This window comes from Ellagibacter isourolithinifaciens, assembly GCF_008831035.1.
Classification (GTDB): Bacteria; Actinomycetota; Coriobacteriia; order Coriobacteriales; family Eggerthellaceae; genus Ellagibacter; species Ellagibacter isourolithinifaciens.
In genome coordinates this window covers 1-14,924 of record NZ_WAJR01000036.1, presented here as the reverse complement: position 1 = coordinate 14,924, position 14,924 = coordinate 1, and the positions used below count along the sequence as shown (strand labels likewise).

Here is a 14,924-nt window from a genome sequence, read left to right as displayed (position 1 = left end):
GGTCAGGGCTGGGGTTGGGGGCAGGGTCGGGCGTAGGCGACTCGTGCACGCACTTGGAGCAGGGCTGCTTACCGGAGTCGACGGCCTGTTGCAGGGTCATCGCGATGGGATTCTTCATCCCCGAACAGGTCGAACTGTAATGGTACTTGCTGCCAGATCGAGAGCACCAGACGGTCCTGCTCATGTCAGCCTGAAGCTCAATGCCACCCTGCTGGAGGGTTTCTTGCGAGGCGACTTCAGCTGCTAAGGCAGCCTGCGCAGTGGGCGCTGCTTGCGAAGCCGGCGTCGCAAAAGCAGCCTGCACGCCCGGAGCTGCTTGCGCGGAGAAGCCGAGCGCCATCCCGAGGAGGATAGCGATTATCGCAACAACGAAGCGCAAGCAGCGCCTCTTTCCGACAGTTTCCCCAGAGCTCATGTCATCCCTTTCCCACTGGTGGCATTGGCACTATTGTACCGCTTACCAATCAAGCAAAATCGCCCGCGAGAACGAGAAGGGCCCCTTCATCTTCGAACGGGTTCGTTTACCTGATTTCAAAATCGCGAAGGTCGATACCGAGGGATTCCGCTTTTTGGCAAAACTCGTATGCGCCCATACTCTCGAAGCCGGAGGGATCGAGGATCGCCGCAGGGAATCCGCTAGACAGTGCAGTCTCGAAATAGTCAGTCATGTGGTCGCGAAGCCTGGATTCTACAGTTCCCTTTCCTCCGCAATGCGCTCCATGAAGTACTCTTTGAACCCAGGTAAACAGAAATTCAAAATACCCTTCGACCGCTCCTGAATGACCCCTTGCTGCAGCAAGCGCTTCTTGTATTTCGAAACATGCCCGCTCGGCTTATCGAGCCTGCCCGGCAAGTCCATCTGCCGCGTCGCTCCCGAGTCCTTTGCCATTGCCAGAAGAAAAGACTTGTCGGCCTCACTCAGTTCGAACCAGATGGCCTCATACACCCTCCGATCCAACTCCTTTCGAGCGATGCCCGCCGCATCATTGACAACCGACACGTCTACAACTTCCGAGTTTCCCGCCATCCGCCACGTACGATACCCTACAAGCTGGAGCATAAAGGGGAAACCCTTGATTGCTTTGACAGCAGCATCAAGGGCATCGGGCTCGAAGCTCTTGCCACCGTCCCTCATCGTCCTTATCAGTGCTTCTTCAACCTCGTAATCGTTCAACGCCTGCAATTCATAGCGCGCCGCCCTTCGCAGGAACGAGGTTGACTTGCCGGAGAGCAGCGATGTAACCGCATACGGGAGGCCCGCCATAATCAGGGCGACTCTCTTACCCTCGTCGAGAAAGTGCTGAAAGGCCGCGACGAGCGTCGTCATTTCCTCGATGCTAGGATTGACCTCGTCGATTGTCACCAAAAGCCCAGTTCCCTGCTCGGCAAGGGCATCCAGAATGTCATCCATTTTTGAACGCCAGTTTGCCGGCTCGATAGGCGAGTCTTCCAATTCAAACGAAACAACGTTGGCTATGCCCGCGCCTTTAATTTTGCGAGAGGGTCGAGTGTCCACCAAATGTCGAGCTGCTCGCTGCGCTCTGATGAGGACGTCATCGAGCATTCCTGCAACGCACGTCACGCGAGCCGCAACCCAACCAGATGATTCCGCAGTATCGGCGAAGTAGGACAGCAGGGCCGTTTTGCCCGTGCCGCGGGGGCCGACCAAAAGGCTGATAATAGCCGGGTCGTTGCCCGCGCCGGCAAGTGCTGCCTCCACATCAGCGATGATTTCCTCGCGCCCAGCAATATGCGGGGGAACTTTTCCGACTACTGGAGTGAACGGGTTGGCAATAGTCTTGGCCATGTCTCCCTCCTTCGATTTCTTTCGTTCATTATAGAGCAATGCCGTTCGTTTTGGTTAGCTTGCGTTAGCTTTTTCAGCTTGCGTTAGCACAGTTAGCACTCGTAAGCTTGCTGGAAAAGGATGAGCGAGGTGAGGAAGCGCAAACCTGAGACTACGTTCCACACCAACCTTCGGCACATTACCGTGACTCAATATGCATTTCATAAACTAAATCGCCAATCGACTTCTTCTCGTAATGACAATCCCCGGACATCTCGACAAACCGGGATTAGGCGACGGCTTTGGTGGCTTTGTGCAGTATTGCGAGTATCTTCCATTTGCCATGATGACTTCCTTTCCTTTGACTTTTCTCTTCCCTAATATCCCAGCAAGCTTCCCAGTATTCGTTTCGCGGCGCCGCGGGAAAGCTTCGCTTGCTTGCTCTGGTTATAGTAGTTGGCGATGCATCTGTAGCAGTAGGTCTCCTCGCCACAGCCACAGTGGCCATCTACAACCCTGTACGCCTCCTCGACAAGCTCGATCACCCTATCGCTAAGCTGGCGAGCGTGGCCTGCCCCTCCAGGGACCTTGTCGTAGATAAGCCGGGATACGCCATGCGAGCATGCCGCAATACTGTTTGGCGTAATATAGTCAATTACGGACGGCCCGAGGCTCTTCCTACGCACGTTGACCATTCTTGTCTCATTTTGTATAATATGATTTATAATACTCTAATTTATACAAATGAGGTGTCCTGTATGCCATTCATAGACAGAGAGAACGAAATAGCAGTGCTGGAGGAAGAGTACCGCCAGGATGGGGCTTCCTTCGTCGTCTTATACGGCAGACGTCGCGTGGGGAAAAGCGAGTTGCTGAAGGAGTTCATCAAAGGGAAGCGGGCCCTGTACTACTTGGCCACAGAAGAGTCTGAAGTCGAGAACCGCAGCTCTTTTCAATCAGTCGCGTCAGCGATGCTCAATCTTCCGCTTCTGGAGGGCGCCCCATTTCAGAAATGGGAAGATGCGTTCCGTTATATCGTCGAGCAAGAAACAGACGATCGAATCGTCATCGTGATCGACGAGTTTCAATACCTTGGCAAGGTCAGCCCCGCCTTCCCTTCCGTCATGCAGAGAATTTGGGACACCGTCCTGAAGGGCCGCAACGTCATGCTCATCCTTTGCGGCTCTTTGATTTCAATGATGATTTCCCAAACGCTTTCGTACGACAGCCCCCTGTATGGGCGCAGGACGCGCCAGATCCGCTTGGGACAGATTCCCTTCGCTTATTATCACGAGTTCTACGAAGGAAAGAGCCGTCAGGAACTGATCGAGCTCTACAGCGTGACGGGCGGCGTTCCCAAGTACGTGGAGCAGTTCAAAAGCTCGCGCAACATTTACGAGGCCATCCAAAAAAACGTGCTCGAGAAGTCCAGCTATCTTTACGACGAGCCTTACTTCCTGCTGCAGAACGAAGTGAAAGAAATAGGGAGCTACTTCTCCATCATCAAGTCGATTGCGTTCGGCAATCAAAAGCTCGGAAACATCGCGGCAGACCTGGAAATAAAAAGGACCAGTCTCACGGTTTACCTGAAGACCCTCATAGACCTTGGAATTTTAGAGAGAGAAGTGCCGGTAACGGAGGAATCGCCCGAGAAAAGCCGAAGAGGCCTGTACAAAATCAAGGACAACTTTATCGAGTTTTGGTTTCGCTTCGTCTTTCCGAACAAAAGCTTCATCGAATCGGGGCATGTGGACTTGGCCATGAGGAAGATCCGCGCGAATCTCGTCGACAACCATATCGCCCACGTATACGAAAATGTCTGCCGGGAGCGCCTATGGGAACTGAACGGAGATGACGCCTGGCCTTTTATCTTCTTGAAAGCGGGACGTTGGTGGGACAATCACAACAACGAGATCGACGTCGTGGCGACCGATCCAGATGAAGGAAACATCATCTTGGGCGAATGCAAGTACTGGAAGGGGGAAGTAGGCGTTAACGTTCTGAGAAAGCTTGAGGAAAAAGCTGCCTTGGTAGATTGGCGCAAAGGCAAACGGAAAGAGTGGTTCGTTTTGTTTAGTATCCATGGATTCACGGAAGAGCTTCGGGCTTTAGCGGAAGAGCGAGACGACCTGATGCTTTTGTCGTAACGATGCGTTCGGCAAGACTACTTGCGGGCAGAGAAGCCAAAACCGGCTTTTCCGCCTGCTGCCGTTTTGGATGCGGCTTTAGTTTTCGTCATCCCTGCAATCACTCGAAAACTAGAATTGCCTCGTAGACATCAAAAGGAACCCCCGCCCAACCGTCTATACCCGCACATTGACGTTTCAAAAAGAACCCAGCCGATTATCCGATCGAGCTCATCTACTCAATTTCAAAATCGCGAAGGTTAATCCCGAGGGATTCCGCTTTTTGGCAAAGCTCTTGACCACTCATGCTCTCGATGTCGGAGAGGTCGAGGATCGCCGCAGGGAAACCATTGAACACGGCAGTGCCGAAGTAGTCGGTCATGTAGTCGCGAAGCTTGTCAACATCGATGGCGGCCATGCGCGCCCTCTTTCCCGAATCCACGCCTTGCTGACGGCTCATTAGGCTTCGCCTTGCCAGCGAGACGCACTTTCCCTGCCAGGATAGTAGTGCTTTGAGAATAAGCAGAATTCTGCATATTTTCCTTACTCCATACACGGGATGCCTCGGCTATCACGCCACAATCATAGGGTTCGAGGTCTCTAATCGAGAGAAGCGATTAGGTTTCTACTCAGTAGCCAGCAAATAATAGCCCGCCGCACTTCGCACAGTCGGCAATAAGTCCACTACTTGAATTTGCTCGCAACAAAGCAAGCAGTGGCAGCAAGCCCCAAAAGGAATAAAACTATTGAACACACTGTCCAGTTGCTTAAGTCGGGGCCAAGAACAATTGATGGGATAAGCGATCCGAGGAATTGTCCCAAACTCTGGACGAGCATCATCACACCCATGCCAACAGTTAGCTTTGAAGGATCAGCCAGAAGCTTTGGGTAAGCAGCCATGACAACAGTTGGAACCCCCATCGCCAAAAGCCCCATAGCAACTAAAATGGCCCAAAGCACAGGAGTATCTGTCACTAAAGCTGCAGGGGCACAAATCGCCATCGCAATCATACCGATTATAACGAGAGGCTTTGTCCTATGGATTGCGTCGGCAATTGCCCCGAAAGCAATTGCCGTGACGATGGAGATAAGCTGCGGCAATGTACTAACAAAGCCAGACATGGCAGGGGACATTCCGCGCTGCTGGAGGGCGGTTGGCGCGTAGGTCAGCACAGAGAGCAGCAATATCTGAAAAGCCGCAAATCCCAAGAAGAACAACAGCGTGTTAGGCTTAAAAAAGACGCCATATATCGAGACAGAGGACGACCTAGTTGCAGCCTTGCTCTCGGGAAACGCTCCTTCTTGCTCCTGGCGAGGAAACCTCACATACACCATAAACACGATTGTAGACAAAGCCATGAAGGCTGCATAGGCAATCCAGAGCCCAGCAAAACCGCTTGCAGTAAAGACGGTTGGAGTAATGACACCGCCGCCCATTGCGCCGAGCATTCCGCCGAGCATGAAAATGCCCGTCGAGGTCCCAACCCGCGAAGGAATGATGCACATCTGAATCATAATTGGAATCGAAGCGATGATACCAACGAAAGACAGCCCCTCGAGCCCTCTGGTGACAATCAGGAGAGGCACACACGCGAATCCAACCTCTGGCGCAAAACTGCCAGCAATTGACGCAAAAGCCGCGAGAAAACCGGAGACGATAACTACTTTTCTGACTCCGATTCCCTTGATAAGAAAACCGATGGGAATCGCTAAGAAGATTCCCGTAAACGTAAATACGGACATGAACCATGCAGCTGTAGCAGCCGAAACCGACAGCAATTCCATTAGCTGGATCATGATAGTCGGAATTTTATACATCATGAGCGTAATACAAAATGCAACCAAGAAGAAGCACAGAGACACGATCAACCAGTTTTGATGCTCCCTTTGTTTATCCATATGATTCTCCCGCACAATCGTCCGCAAATCCTCTATGCGAGGATATCTGCATGGTGAGGAATCATAAAAATGCCCTTATAAGACAGAGAATGGCGCCCTGGCATAAATTGCCGAGGCGCCATTCCAAATATGAATGCTAGGAAATAATTCCCTAGCCTAAAAAGAAGCTACAGCTGCCAAGGCCACGACAATGGCTCCAGGCAATCTGGAATCTCCCTTTCAATTACTGAAGGCGATAGCTTTATGCGAAATAGAGCCCCTTCGGTTCCCTCGACAACGTACAACCAATCACCGTCGATATAAATATCAGAAGGGAATGATTTAGCACACTCGGGTAGCGATATGCGCGTCTTTTGCGAGCCATTTTGGCTGGACACCAAAATATCGTGGCAAAACTCAAACGAAGCATAAACATTACTGCACGAATCAACGACAAGCCCCGTGGGACCATGCCCATTGTCGTGATACATAAACATACTTGGAGTTTCAACCCTCCCCTGTGCAGCTTTCGACGGAACGCAAATTACTGAATTCGTCGCAAACTCTCCAATAAACAGGTTATCGTTTTCGGACACAGCCGTGCAGGAGGGAAACGCAACGCCCTCCTGAAACAGCTCAACATCAAAGTCGCCGTCCCTGAACCAAACATAGTAGATTTTGCCGTCACGCTTAAAATATCCAGAACTTGTAGCATCCGAGACATAAGCGCCACCGTACCCGTCCATCGTAATGCTGTTGATGCCGACAAAAGGAATACCCTTGCACTCATCAGCGACAACATAATATGAGGAACTATGGGGCAGATACTTGCACAGCCCAAGGTTCTTGTCTGCAACAAGAATATCGGCCTCATTAAGAAAGCGCGCTGCTACGGGATTCGCGTTCGCAAAGGGCGCCTTGAAAACCTCAAGATCTTCGCCGTTGAAACAGAAAAAATGCCCGTTCTCTATATTCAGAAGCCATGCAACCTCACTGGTAACATCGACTATCCGAATAATGCCAGTCTCCCCGAGCTCGATGACAAGCTCCCATTCCTCGTTCGCTTTTACGACGCGAAACAGCTCATTTTTATCGGGCTTTCCTTGAGGATAGCTACATCCCAACATTGAAATCACCAAGCCTCTATATGCAGAAGGGGCATTTCAAAAATGTTTATCCCCATCTTAGCAAAATGCATAATAATCTGAAGAACAATTCGCCTAATTCAAGCAAAGACAAGCGAACTCAATAAACCGTAAATCACGCAGAACTTACAGCACAAGAAAGAGAGGGCGGCAAAAGCAGCCCTCTCCATATTTGTCCAGAATATACCTCTATGCAAGCGGGACGAAGAGAGCTCTATTGGCCTTCTTGCCCACTTCAATCGCCAAATCTTCGACATTGCCGACGACCAAGCAATGCGTTGGGCAATGGTGTGCGCAAGATGCGTCCATGCCCTTTTCCGAACGCTCTGCGCACAAGTCGCACAAGGAAGTCGGAACGGGCAAGTAATTAAGCTCCCATTTCTTCGTTCCCTCAATTTGACGGGGGCCATCCTTTAGAATATGAATCCCGAACTGACCAGAATCGAGGCCCAACGACTTGCGACATGCAACCTCGCACGTATGACAACCAGTACAGTATTCGTAGTCAATCATCAAAGCCTTAGCCATTGTAGATAGCACCTACTTTCACATCGCCATTGGACTCGTCCATGGCCTTGGAATATCCGTCCTTAGTGGAGACGCAAATCGAAGGCATCTCCTTGCTGTTTTCCTCGGTGCACTTATAAACTTTGCATAACTGGTTCTTGTACGGCGCGCCATAACCAGTAACGCCGTTTTCGCATTGCGGGAGAAGATTGTTGATGTTGGAGTCAAACACGCCATACAAAGATGGTTCCGCAGCATCTTTTTCCGGGAACCACCAACCATGATCAGCTCGCACGACACGATCATCCAAGGTGGGATTAATGCGAAGCTTCTGACGACAGCGACCGCGATGATTCTCCAGCCAACACCAGTCTCCCTCTTTAATGTCAAGATCGGCTGCAGACTTGGGACTCATCTCGAAGCAGGGATCCGGATAAAGTTCGCGAGACGTAAGCTCAGGCTGACGATGCTCGGAATGGAAGAACTCAATGTGACGAGCACCCGTGGTGAGTACGAATGGATACTTCTCATAAAGCTCGGGGGAGCTATAGGGAGAATTGGAAGGTTCCGCCCAATCAGGCAAGGGATCATAGCCCCAGAGGCTGAACACAGTGTTCCATAGCTCGATGCGACCAGACGGGGTGGAAAATCCTGGCTGCCCATCAGCACGAAGCAAGCCCTTCTCGTGCTTATAGTACTGGAAGCCGGGATAAACCCAGATGTCTCGCTCAACCAGCTCATGGTAGCCGCCATCGTAGCCAGGAGTCTCTGTCCTAAGAATATTGTCCGTCCACTCCTGATCATTGTTCCACGGGAAGTTCTCGGGGTGCAAACGCTTACCGATTTCGGTGACGATGGTATCGTCGGACTTGCACTCGCCGTACTGGCAGACCTTCTTCATACCGCGCAGGGGAACCCACCAGACACGCTGCATATCTCGTTCGGGGCTCATTGCCGCAGGCAGAAATAAGTCGGCGAACGCTACAGCTGTTGGCGTCAGGAAGAGATCGTTTACGACCACAAAATCCAAAGTCTTCAAAGCACGGTAGACACGGGGTGCATCGGAAGCCATATTGGCAATAGGGTTGGTAGACGTCAGCCACAACATTCGAATCGGATACGGCTTTCCAGTCTCAATGGCCTGCAGAATCGAATCGGAATGAGCAGTGGAGCTGAAGCCCGCCTTGGACATCAAAGGATACTCGGCACCTATGCGCTTCGCCTGAACCTCTGCCGGCAAATTGTTGTAACCGTAATTGTAGGAGACGTTTTGATCGAAGGCGTTGCGGATGACGATGTTGCCTCCGGGGTTATCGATGTTGCCCGTGAGAGCCCACAACGCATTCAACGCCTGCGCAGTCGGGATGCCCATGACCGCCTGATCGATGGGAAGGCCCCATTGCATGGCAGCATTCTTAGCACCCGCGTACATGCGTGCAGCAGCAACAATGTCCGCTTCGTCAACCCAGCATATTTCAGCGGCGCGAGCAGGCGTCCATTCCTTGACGCGCTCGGCCAGTTCATCGAAGCCATAGCACCATTTCTCAACAAAGTCATGATCGTAGATATCCTCCTTTATCATGACATTGAGCATGGCCATCGCCAGAGCTCCATCGGTGCCAGGTCGCAAGCGCAGCCAGATTTCAGAACGAGAAGCAAGCCAGGTCAAGGACGGGTCGACGGTAATCATCTTGGAGCCGCGCTGCATGCAATCAACGATCCATCCGCCGTAGAAGTTATCGGAGTTTGACTCGACGGCGTTGCAACCCCAGTTGATGATGAGCTCGGGGCAGCGCCATTCAGTGTTCTCCTCGTCGTAGCGTGATTCGAACTGCTGGGAGCAATCGGCGATAAAGAAATCACCAGACATGGACGCCATCGCGGCGGAGCGGGGCTGGAAGCAAGACTCGCCGGAGAGGAAGCCCAGGCAGAAATTAGGAGACCCGAAAGCTGAATAGCACATGTACGGAATTTGCCAGCAGTTAGCGCGACCGGTGCCGATCATGCAAGCGATAGACTCAGGGGCATAATCGCGCCATATTTCTCGAACCTTTGCTTCGATGATGTCGTATGCCTCATCCCAGGTGATCTCGTCCCACTTGTCCTCGCCGCGCTCACCGGCACGCTTGAGCGGCTTGGACGGGCGGCGGGGATTATTGACGACCTCAGGCATCTCGAGGCATCGCATGCAAAGCGTTCCCTGGTTGTAAGCGCAATCGGGATCGCCTTCCACTTTCTCAAGCTTACCGTCCTTGGTGTAATACAAGACGCCACAACCATCGTGGCAGCCAGGGCCTGACCACACCGTTGTGCGAGTGACGGTATAATCCCCATCCTCCCACTGGAATTGGCCGCGATGTTCGGCAAAGTAGTCTTTCTCAGCCATTGCTTCAATCCTTTCGAAATAGCGCCTACCCGGCGGGCGCGTCGCGAAACACGCCCACCCGAATAAACGAAGAAGATTCTTAGACCACCGGAACGAAGATGACGCGGTTGCCCTTCTTTGCAACCTCTTTGCTCATCTCCTCAACCGTCCCGAACTGCATGCAATTGGCAGGGCAATTGTGCACGCAAGAGGGATCCTTACCCGATTCCAATCGCTCGGCACAAAGGTCACAAAGAGATGTAGGCATCGGGATATTGTTGAACTCCCACTTATCATCGGGTAGTTCGCGAGGACCATCGGTAAGAATCTTGATGCCCCATTGTCCTCGTGCAAGATTCTTCTCCTTCTTGCATGAAACCTCACACGCATGACAACCAGTGCAATACTCGTAATCGATAAGAAGAGCGTTAGCCATTGTAAACTACACCTACCTTCACGTCCCCGTTCGTCTCGTCCATTTCCTTGGAGTAGCCATCTTTGCGAGTCACATGCGTGCTAGGCAAGTCTTGGCTGTTCTCCTCGGTGCACTTATATATTTCGCAAAGCTGGTTGGCATATGGGGCACCAAAACCTGTATCGCCGTTCTCACACTGCGGTGTCAGATTATTGATGTTAGAGTTGAATACGCCGAATAGATTGGGCTCAGCAGCTTCAGCCTCAGGGAACCACCAACCATGCTCGGCACGTACGACACGATCGTCCAAAGCCAAACTAATAGTGGCAATTTGACGGCAACGGCCGCGCTGATTCTCTATCCAGACCCAATCGCCTTCCTTGATTCCCCGGTCCGCAGCTGCTTTAACAGACATCTCAACCTTTGGCTGAGGATGAAGCTCGCGGCTCGTCAAGTGCGCATGGCGCTGTTCGGAATGGAAGAACTCAAAAGAACGCGCACCTGTCGTGAGAACTAACGGGTATTTTTCGGCAAGCTCAGGGTTAGAGACCGGTGAGCAGCTCGGCTCTTTGTGCTCAGGCAGAGGGTCGTATCCCCACAGCATCATATTGGTATTGAAAAGCTCGATGCGACCAGTTGGGGTATTGAAGCCTGGCTGACCATCGAAGCGGAGCAGACCTTTCTCGTACTTACGATATTGGAACTCGGGATAAGCCCAGACCTGCTTGCACGCATCTTCGAAATTACGATAGGGTATCTTTTCATCGGACTCAGTTGAGAGAATATTATTGATCCAGCCAACCTCGTCTTCCCACGGCCAGTTTTCAGGCTTCAAGCGACGACCAACCAACGTAGCAATATTGGTGTCCGAGTAGCACTCACCGCTATCGCAGACTTTTTTCATAGTGCGATGAGGCACCCACCAGCAACGTTGCGAATTACGCTCGGGGCTCATTGCAGCAGGAATAACCAAGTCAGCAAAAGCAACAGCCGTCGGAGTCAATGAAACATCATGGACTACTACGAAATCCACGGTCTTCAGAGCGCGATAGAGTCGAGGTGCGTCTGCGCCCATATTAGCAATCGGATTAGTTGCGGACATCCAAACCATGCGAATCGGATAAGGCTCGCTAGTCTCTATGGCTTTCAACACAGAGTCCGCGTGAGCAGAAGAGCTGTAACCTGCACGGCTCATCAGCGGGAACTCGGAACCAAGGCGCTTTGCCTGCACTTCGGGGGACAAGCTGTGCCAACCATAACCGTAAGAGAGATTCTGAGAGAACGCATTGCGGATGATGATGTTGCCGCCAGGAACGTCAACATTGCCAGTAATGGTCCACAAGGCGTTAATTGCATTTGCCGTTGCGGTCGCATTGGTAGTCTGATCGACTTTTAGGCCCCATTGAATAGCGGCATTATTCGCATTGGCATACATTCGGGCAGCTTCGCGGATCTTGTCGGCGTCAACCCAGCAAACCTCGGCTGCGCGTTCAGGAGTCCAAGGCTCACAGCGCTCAACTAGCTCGTCAAAGCCGTAGCACCACTTTGAGACGAAATCCTTGTCCTCAAGACCTTCCTCAGCGATAACATGAATCATGGCCATGGCCAGCGCGCAGTCGGTGCCAGGACGAACGCGCAGCCAATAATCAGACCGAGCAGCAAGCCAAGTCAGACCTGGGTCGATGGTAATCATCTTTGCGCCGCGCTGCATGCAATCGACGATCCAGTGACCGAAGAAGTTATCAGAATTGGACACAACCGCATTGCAGCCCCAGTTGACGATAACCTCAGGGCAACGCCATTCAGTACTCTTTTCGTCATACCGATTCTCAAATTGCTGAGACATATCAGCAATCATAAAGTCGCCGTTCGTTGACGCCATAGACGCAGATCGAGGGCAGAAGCAAGAGTCGCCAGCCAGGTAGCCCATCGAGAAGTTCGGCGTTCCAAAAGCACAGTATGCCATGCGAGGAATGACATCGTTATTGTCGCGCCCAGTGCCGATATGAACCGCAATGGACTCAGGGCCATAATCACGCCAGATAGCCCGAACTTTCTCCTCGATAATATCAAGAGCCTCATCGATTGAGATTTCTTCCCACTTGTTCTCGCCACGTTCTCCCACACGCTTAAGAGGCTTCTTGAGGCGTTCGGGGTTGTTTACAACTTCGGGCATCATGACGCAGCGCATGCAAAGGCTACCACGATTGAAGGGGTTCTTAGGATCGCCTTCGACCTTTTCCAATTTACCGTCTTTGGTATAGTACAAAACACCGCAGCCGTCATGGCAACCTGGCGCAGACCATGCCGTGGTACGAGTAACGGTGTAATCACCATCTTGCCACTCAACCTCGTCCCAATGCTTCTTATAGTAATCAGTTGTCATCGGAACTCCTTTCTCACAACCACTCTCGTTTTAATACCCCTCTAAGACACACGGGATGGGTGAATGGTCACTGTGTGTCCCATTGGCGACAATTGTAGAAAGGAGGACCTGAATAGGGCTAATGACGTTTTATACCCAAATATGCCACGATAAAGTCATCACTATTCCACTTCGGAATGGCCAAAAAAGAGAGGGCGCGAATGCGCCCTCTCAAAACTCATTTTTAGATAGAACTATCGCGAGAACACAACCCTCGGCAACTCGTTAATCTGCCGAACTCTTCCCGTAATTCTCGCCATATTTCTCCATTTTTGTTGAAGCAGCTAGAATGCAGTACAGAACACCCATGACAACGAGGCAGATTGAAGCAGGCATAACACAATCCATCGGGTTCTGGCTCCCCACCAGCATGAGAATGGTCGTAGCGACAGGCGTGCCGATGAAACAGCCGAGCTGATGGAACACGGTGTTCCACCCCATTGCGCGAGTAGCAGCGCCAATTGGAGTCAGGTTGGTAATCATATCGGCAGTGCCAGGAATGACAACTGCGAAACCCCAGTGGCCGATCAAGAATGCCGCAGCGTAAGGAACCGCGTTCCAGTTAGGACCGACGAAGAATGCCGCAACGCAGTATAGGATTCCAAGCTCAAGAACAGATACCGGAAGCGTCCACTTGCCAATAGCCTTGTACACTGGACCAAGCGTCATACCAGAAACCGCACCAACAAAGGTCATGACAGATAGCAGAATTCCAGCAAAGGCGGAGTCCGGAACGATAAAAGAGCAGTACAAGATTGTCGGCATCGCAAAGCCTGTAGTCAGGGTCAAGAAAATCATATACACGAAAGCAATTGGGGGAATCTTGGCTTTGACCTGGCGCTCACCGTGAGCAGCAGCACGCTCAGCAGCCTGAACCTCATCCGTTTTGGGCTCTTTAAGCAAAGGAATAACGACCAGAAGCGGCACGATGCCGAGCAGATAAACACAGAAGCACATTTTCCAAGAAATGATAGCAAGGTAGCCACCGGCAAATTCCATGATGGCGGAGCCAATGTTGACGAAAGCCCAGCCAGCTCCCAGCCAAGTTGCACGCTGGTTCTCGTCGTCAACGGTCTTGAAAACGAGCGCCTGGGCTAGCGGATAGCACCAGCCCACAGCAAAACCAAAAATAAATCGGCTGACCAACAAAGCCGCAAAACTCCAGCTATCATTAAAGAAAATAGGGAAGCATCCAGAGATGAGATAAAGAATGATAGCCGTAACGATAGAAGTACGGTATTTAATAACCTTGCCCGTTAAAATGCCAGTAAGCAAGCCGCCCGGAATCATACCCAAAGCGACGATAGAAACGACATAGGCGACATTTGCGCCAACATCAGGGAAACTAGCGCCCATAGTAGCAAGGCCAGCATTAATGCCGCCTTGAGATGCGCCCAGAGCATAAATAGCCATGATGGGGACCATGGCTTTTCCGACTTTTTGCTTTACCTCTGAAGTCATTTTTCCCTCCCAGTTTCGTCTTTTTCAATCACCCATCCCACATGGTTTTTATTCTAGGAACATTGCAAAGAATGCGCACAATAACAATTGCGCGAAAAAGTGCACTGGCTAATCCATAATTGAATAGTAAAACGCCAATACTGCTTCATTATTCCACTATTGAATGGGTACAATTTCAATTAGGAATTCGCTAAAAAGCACTCGGGCAGTTTATTGTTGGGATAGCAGGTATTCCCTGCTAATTGATGCGTTGACAATTAAATTGCAGACGCCGTTCCTGGGGAGATGAGCAAGTCACCCCAAGGAACAACCTGAGGGGGGTTGGAGCTTATGGATTCGCAGTTTATCGTCGAATACGCTGAGCTGGCAAAACGCTTAAACGTCACGGAAACAGCGCGTTTTCTCAATATGTCCCAACCCACTCTCTCGAAACATATAACGGCATTGGAAAAAACGCTTCGATTCCAACTATTTGAAAGATCACCAACAGGACTAAAGCTCACCCGCGCAGGAATCGACCTGCTTCCGTTTGCATATGATTTGATTGAAAAGCAACAGGCGTTCGAAGCTCGCGCAAAAGAGCTGCGCGCCAATCCTCTTCGACGCCTATCCGTTGGAGGGGTCGTCAACGAAGAGGCTGCCACCGAGGCGATGGCCAGGCTCATCGGGACAATGTCACCTGCATATGGGGGGTAGTGTCCCGAATGTTGGTGTAGAGCTCGGTTCTCGAGGGTAGCCGCAGGCTGCCCGAGGAGCCGAGAATCACCTAGAATGCCGTCATTCTAGCGCATGCTACGCCGCCTTCCTGCCGGGAAT

At 51.5% G+C, this 14,924-nt stretch carries 13 protein-coding genes; 2 read left to right on the top strand and 11 right to left on the bottom strand.

Annotation, left to right across the window (positions count from 1 at the left end; genetic code table 11):
- The 4 genes from F8C90_RS10080 to F8C90_RS10070 form a co-directional block, all read right to left on the bottom strand.
- The coding region (locus tag F8C90_RS10080) for a hypothetical protein (RefSeq protein ID WP_211361096.1) at positions 1-415 on the bottom strand (415 nt) is incomplete at its 3' end.
- A gap of 106 nt (positions 416-521) precedes the next feature.
- Positions 522-668, bottom strand: coding sequence for a hypothetical protein (locus tag F8C90_RS11035; protein ID WP_170264636.1), 147 nt, complete (start codon positions 666-668; stop codon positions 522-524).
- Positions 669-688: 20 nt separating this feature from the next.
- A complete protein-coding gene (locus F8C90_RS10075; RefSeq protein WP_158050379.1) occupies positions 689-1,807 on the bottom strand; it encodes an ATP-binding protein in 1,119 nt (372 codons plus the stop codon).
- A 356-nt stretch (positions 1,808-2,163) separates the two neighbouring features.
- A complete protein-coding gene (locus tag F8C90_RS10070; RefSeq protein ID WP_211361095.1) occupies positions 2,164-2,472 on the bottom strand; it encodes a Zn-binding domain-containing protein in 309 nt (102 codons plus the stop codon).
- Here F8C90_RS10070 and F8C90_RS10065 point away from each other — a divergent pair.
- Positions 2,401-3,933 (top strand): ATP-binding protein, encoded by a 1,533-nt coding sequence (locus tag F8C90_RS10065; RefSeq protein ID WP_343030133.1) that lies wholly within the window; start codon positions 2,401-2,403, stop codon positions 3,931-3,933. The two genes, F8C90_RS10070 and F8C90_RS10065, sit on opposite strands and share 72 nt — an antisense overlap.
- 214 nt (positions 3,934-4,147) lie before the next feature.
- Here F8C90_RS10065 and F8C90_RS10060 read toward each other — a convergent pair whose 3' ends face one another.
- From F8C90_RS10060 to F8C90_RS10025, 7 genes are all read right to left on the bottom strand, one after another.
- On the bottom strand, positions 4,148-4,372 hold the full coding sequence (locus F8C90_RS10060; RefSeq protein WP_158050377.1) for a hypothetical protein: 225 nt from the start codon (positions 4,370-4,372) through the stop codon (positions 4,148-4,150).
- Positions 4,373-4,596: 224 nt separating this feature from the next.
- A complete protein-coding gene (locus F8C90_RS10055) occupies positions 4,597-5,811 on the bottom strand; it encodes an MFS transporter (protein WP_158050376.1) in 1,215 nt (404 codons plus the stop codon).
- A gap of 167 nt (positions 5,812-5,978) precedes the next feature.
- On the bottom strand, positions 5,979-6,926 hold the full coding sequence (locus F8C90_RS10050) for an SMP-30/gluconolactonase/LRE family protein (protein ID WP_170264635.1): 948 nt from the start codon (positions 6,924-6,926) through the stop codon (positions 5,979-5,981).
- 529 nt (positions 6,927-7,455) lie between these two features.
- Positions 7,456-9,828: a molybdopterin-dependent oxidoreductase gene (locus F8C90_RS10040; RefSeq protein ID WP_158050373.1), complete on the bottom strand. Its 2,373-nt coding sequence runs from the start codon at positions 9,826-9,828 to the stop codon at positions 7,456-7,458.
- 79 nt (positions 9,829-9,907) lie between these two features.
- Positions 9,908-10,243, bottom strand: a complete 336-nt coding sequence (locus tag F8C90_RS10035) for a 4Fe-4S dicluster domain-containing protein (RefSeq protein ID WP_158050372.1) — start codon at positions 10,241-10,243, stop codon at positions 9,908-9,910.
- Positions 10,236-12,608 carry a molybdopterin-dependent oxidoreductase gene (locus F8C90_RS10030; RefSeq protein WP_158050371.1) on the bottom strand — a complete coding sequence of 791 codons (2,373 nt, stop codon included), beginning with the start codon at positions 12,606-12,608 and terminating at the stop codon, positions 10,236-10,238. The genes F8C90_RS10035 and F8C90_RS10030 overlap by 8 nt, the downstream gene beginning before the upstream one ends.
- Before the next feature lie 264 nt (positions 12,609-12,872).
- Positions 12,873-14,108 (bottom strand): MFS transporter, encoded by a 1,236-nt coding sequence (locus F8C90_RS10025; protein ID WP_158050370.1) that lies wholly within the window; start codon positions 14,106-14,108, stop codon positions 12,873-12,875.
- Between the two features lie 330 nt (positions 14,109-14,438).
- Between F8C90_RS10025 and F8C90_RS10020 the strand changes: the two genes are divergently transcribed.
- On the top strand, positions 14,439-14,804 hold the full coding sequence (locus tag F8C90_RS10020) for a LysR family transcriptional regulator (RefSeq protein ID WP_158050369.1): 366 nt from the start codon (positions 14,439-14,441) through the stop codon (positions 14,802-14,804).
- Positions 14,805-14,924 lie beyond the last annotated feature (120 nt).

Excerpts from the sequence above, each read along its gene's own strand:
- F8C90_RS10035 (WP_158050372.1), bottom strand. The coding sequence starts at position 10,243 with ATGGCTAACGCTCTTCTTATCGATTACGAGTATTGCACTGGTTGTCAT.
- F8C90_RS10060 (WP_158050377.1), bottom strand. The coding sequence starts at position 4,372 with ATGAGCCGTCAGCAAGGCGTGGATTCGGGAAAGAGGGCGCGCATGGCC.
- F8C90_RS10055 (WP_158050376.1), bottom strand. The coding sequence starts at position 5,811 with ATGGATAAACAAAGGGAGCATCAAAACTGGTTGATCGTGTCTCTGTGC.
- F8C90_RS10025 (WP_158050370.1), bottom strand. The coding sequence starts at position 14,108 with ATGACTTCAGAGGTAAAGCAAAAAGTCGGAAAAGCCATGGTCCCCATC.
- F8C90_RS10020 (WP_158050369.1), top strand. The coding sequence starts at position 14,439 with ATGGATTCGCAGTTTATCGTCGAATACGCTGAGCTGGCAAAACGCTTA.
- F8C90_RS11035 (WP_170264636.1), bottom strand. The coding sequence starts at position 668 with ATGACTGACTATTTCGAGACTGCACTGTCTAGCGGATTCCCTGCGGCG.
- F8C90_RS10030 (WP_158050371.1), bottom strand. The coding sequence starts at position 12,608 with ATGACAACTGATTACTATAAGAAGCATTGGGACGAGGTTGAGTGGCAA.
- F8C90_RS10075 (WP_158050379.1), bottom strand. The coding sequence starts at position 1,807 with ATGGCCAAGACTATTGCCAACCCGTTCACTCCAGTAGTCGGAAAAGTT.
- F8C90_RS10040 (WP_158050373.1), bottom strand. The coding sequence starts at position 9,828 with ATGGCTGAGAAAGACTACTTTGCCGAACATCGCGGCCAATTCCAGTGG.
- F8C90_RS10065 (WP_343030133.1), top strand. The coding sequence starts at position 2,401 with ATGCGAGCATGCCGCAATACTGTTTGGCGTAATATAGTCAATTACGGA.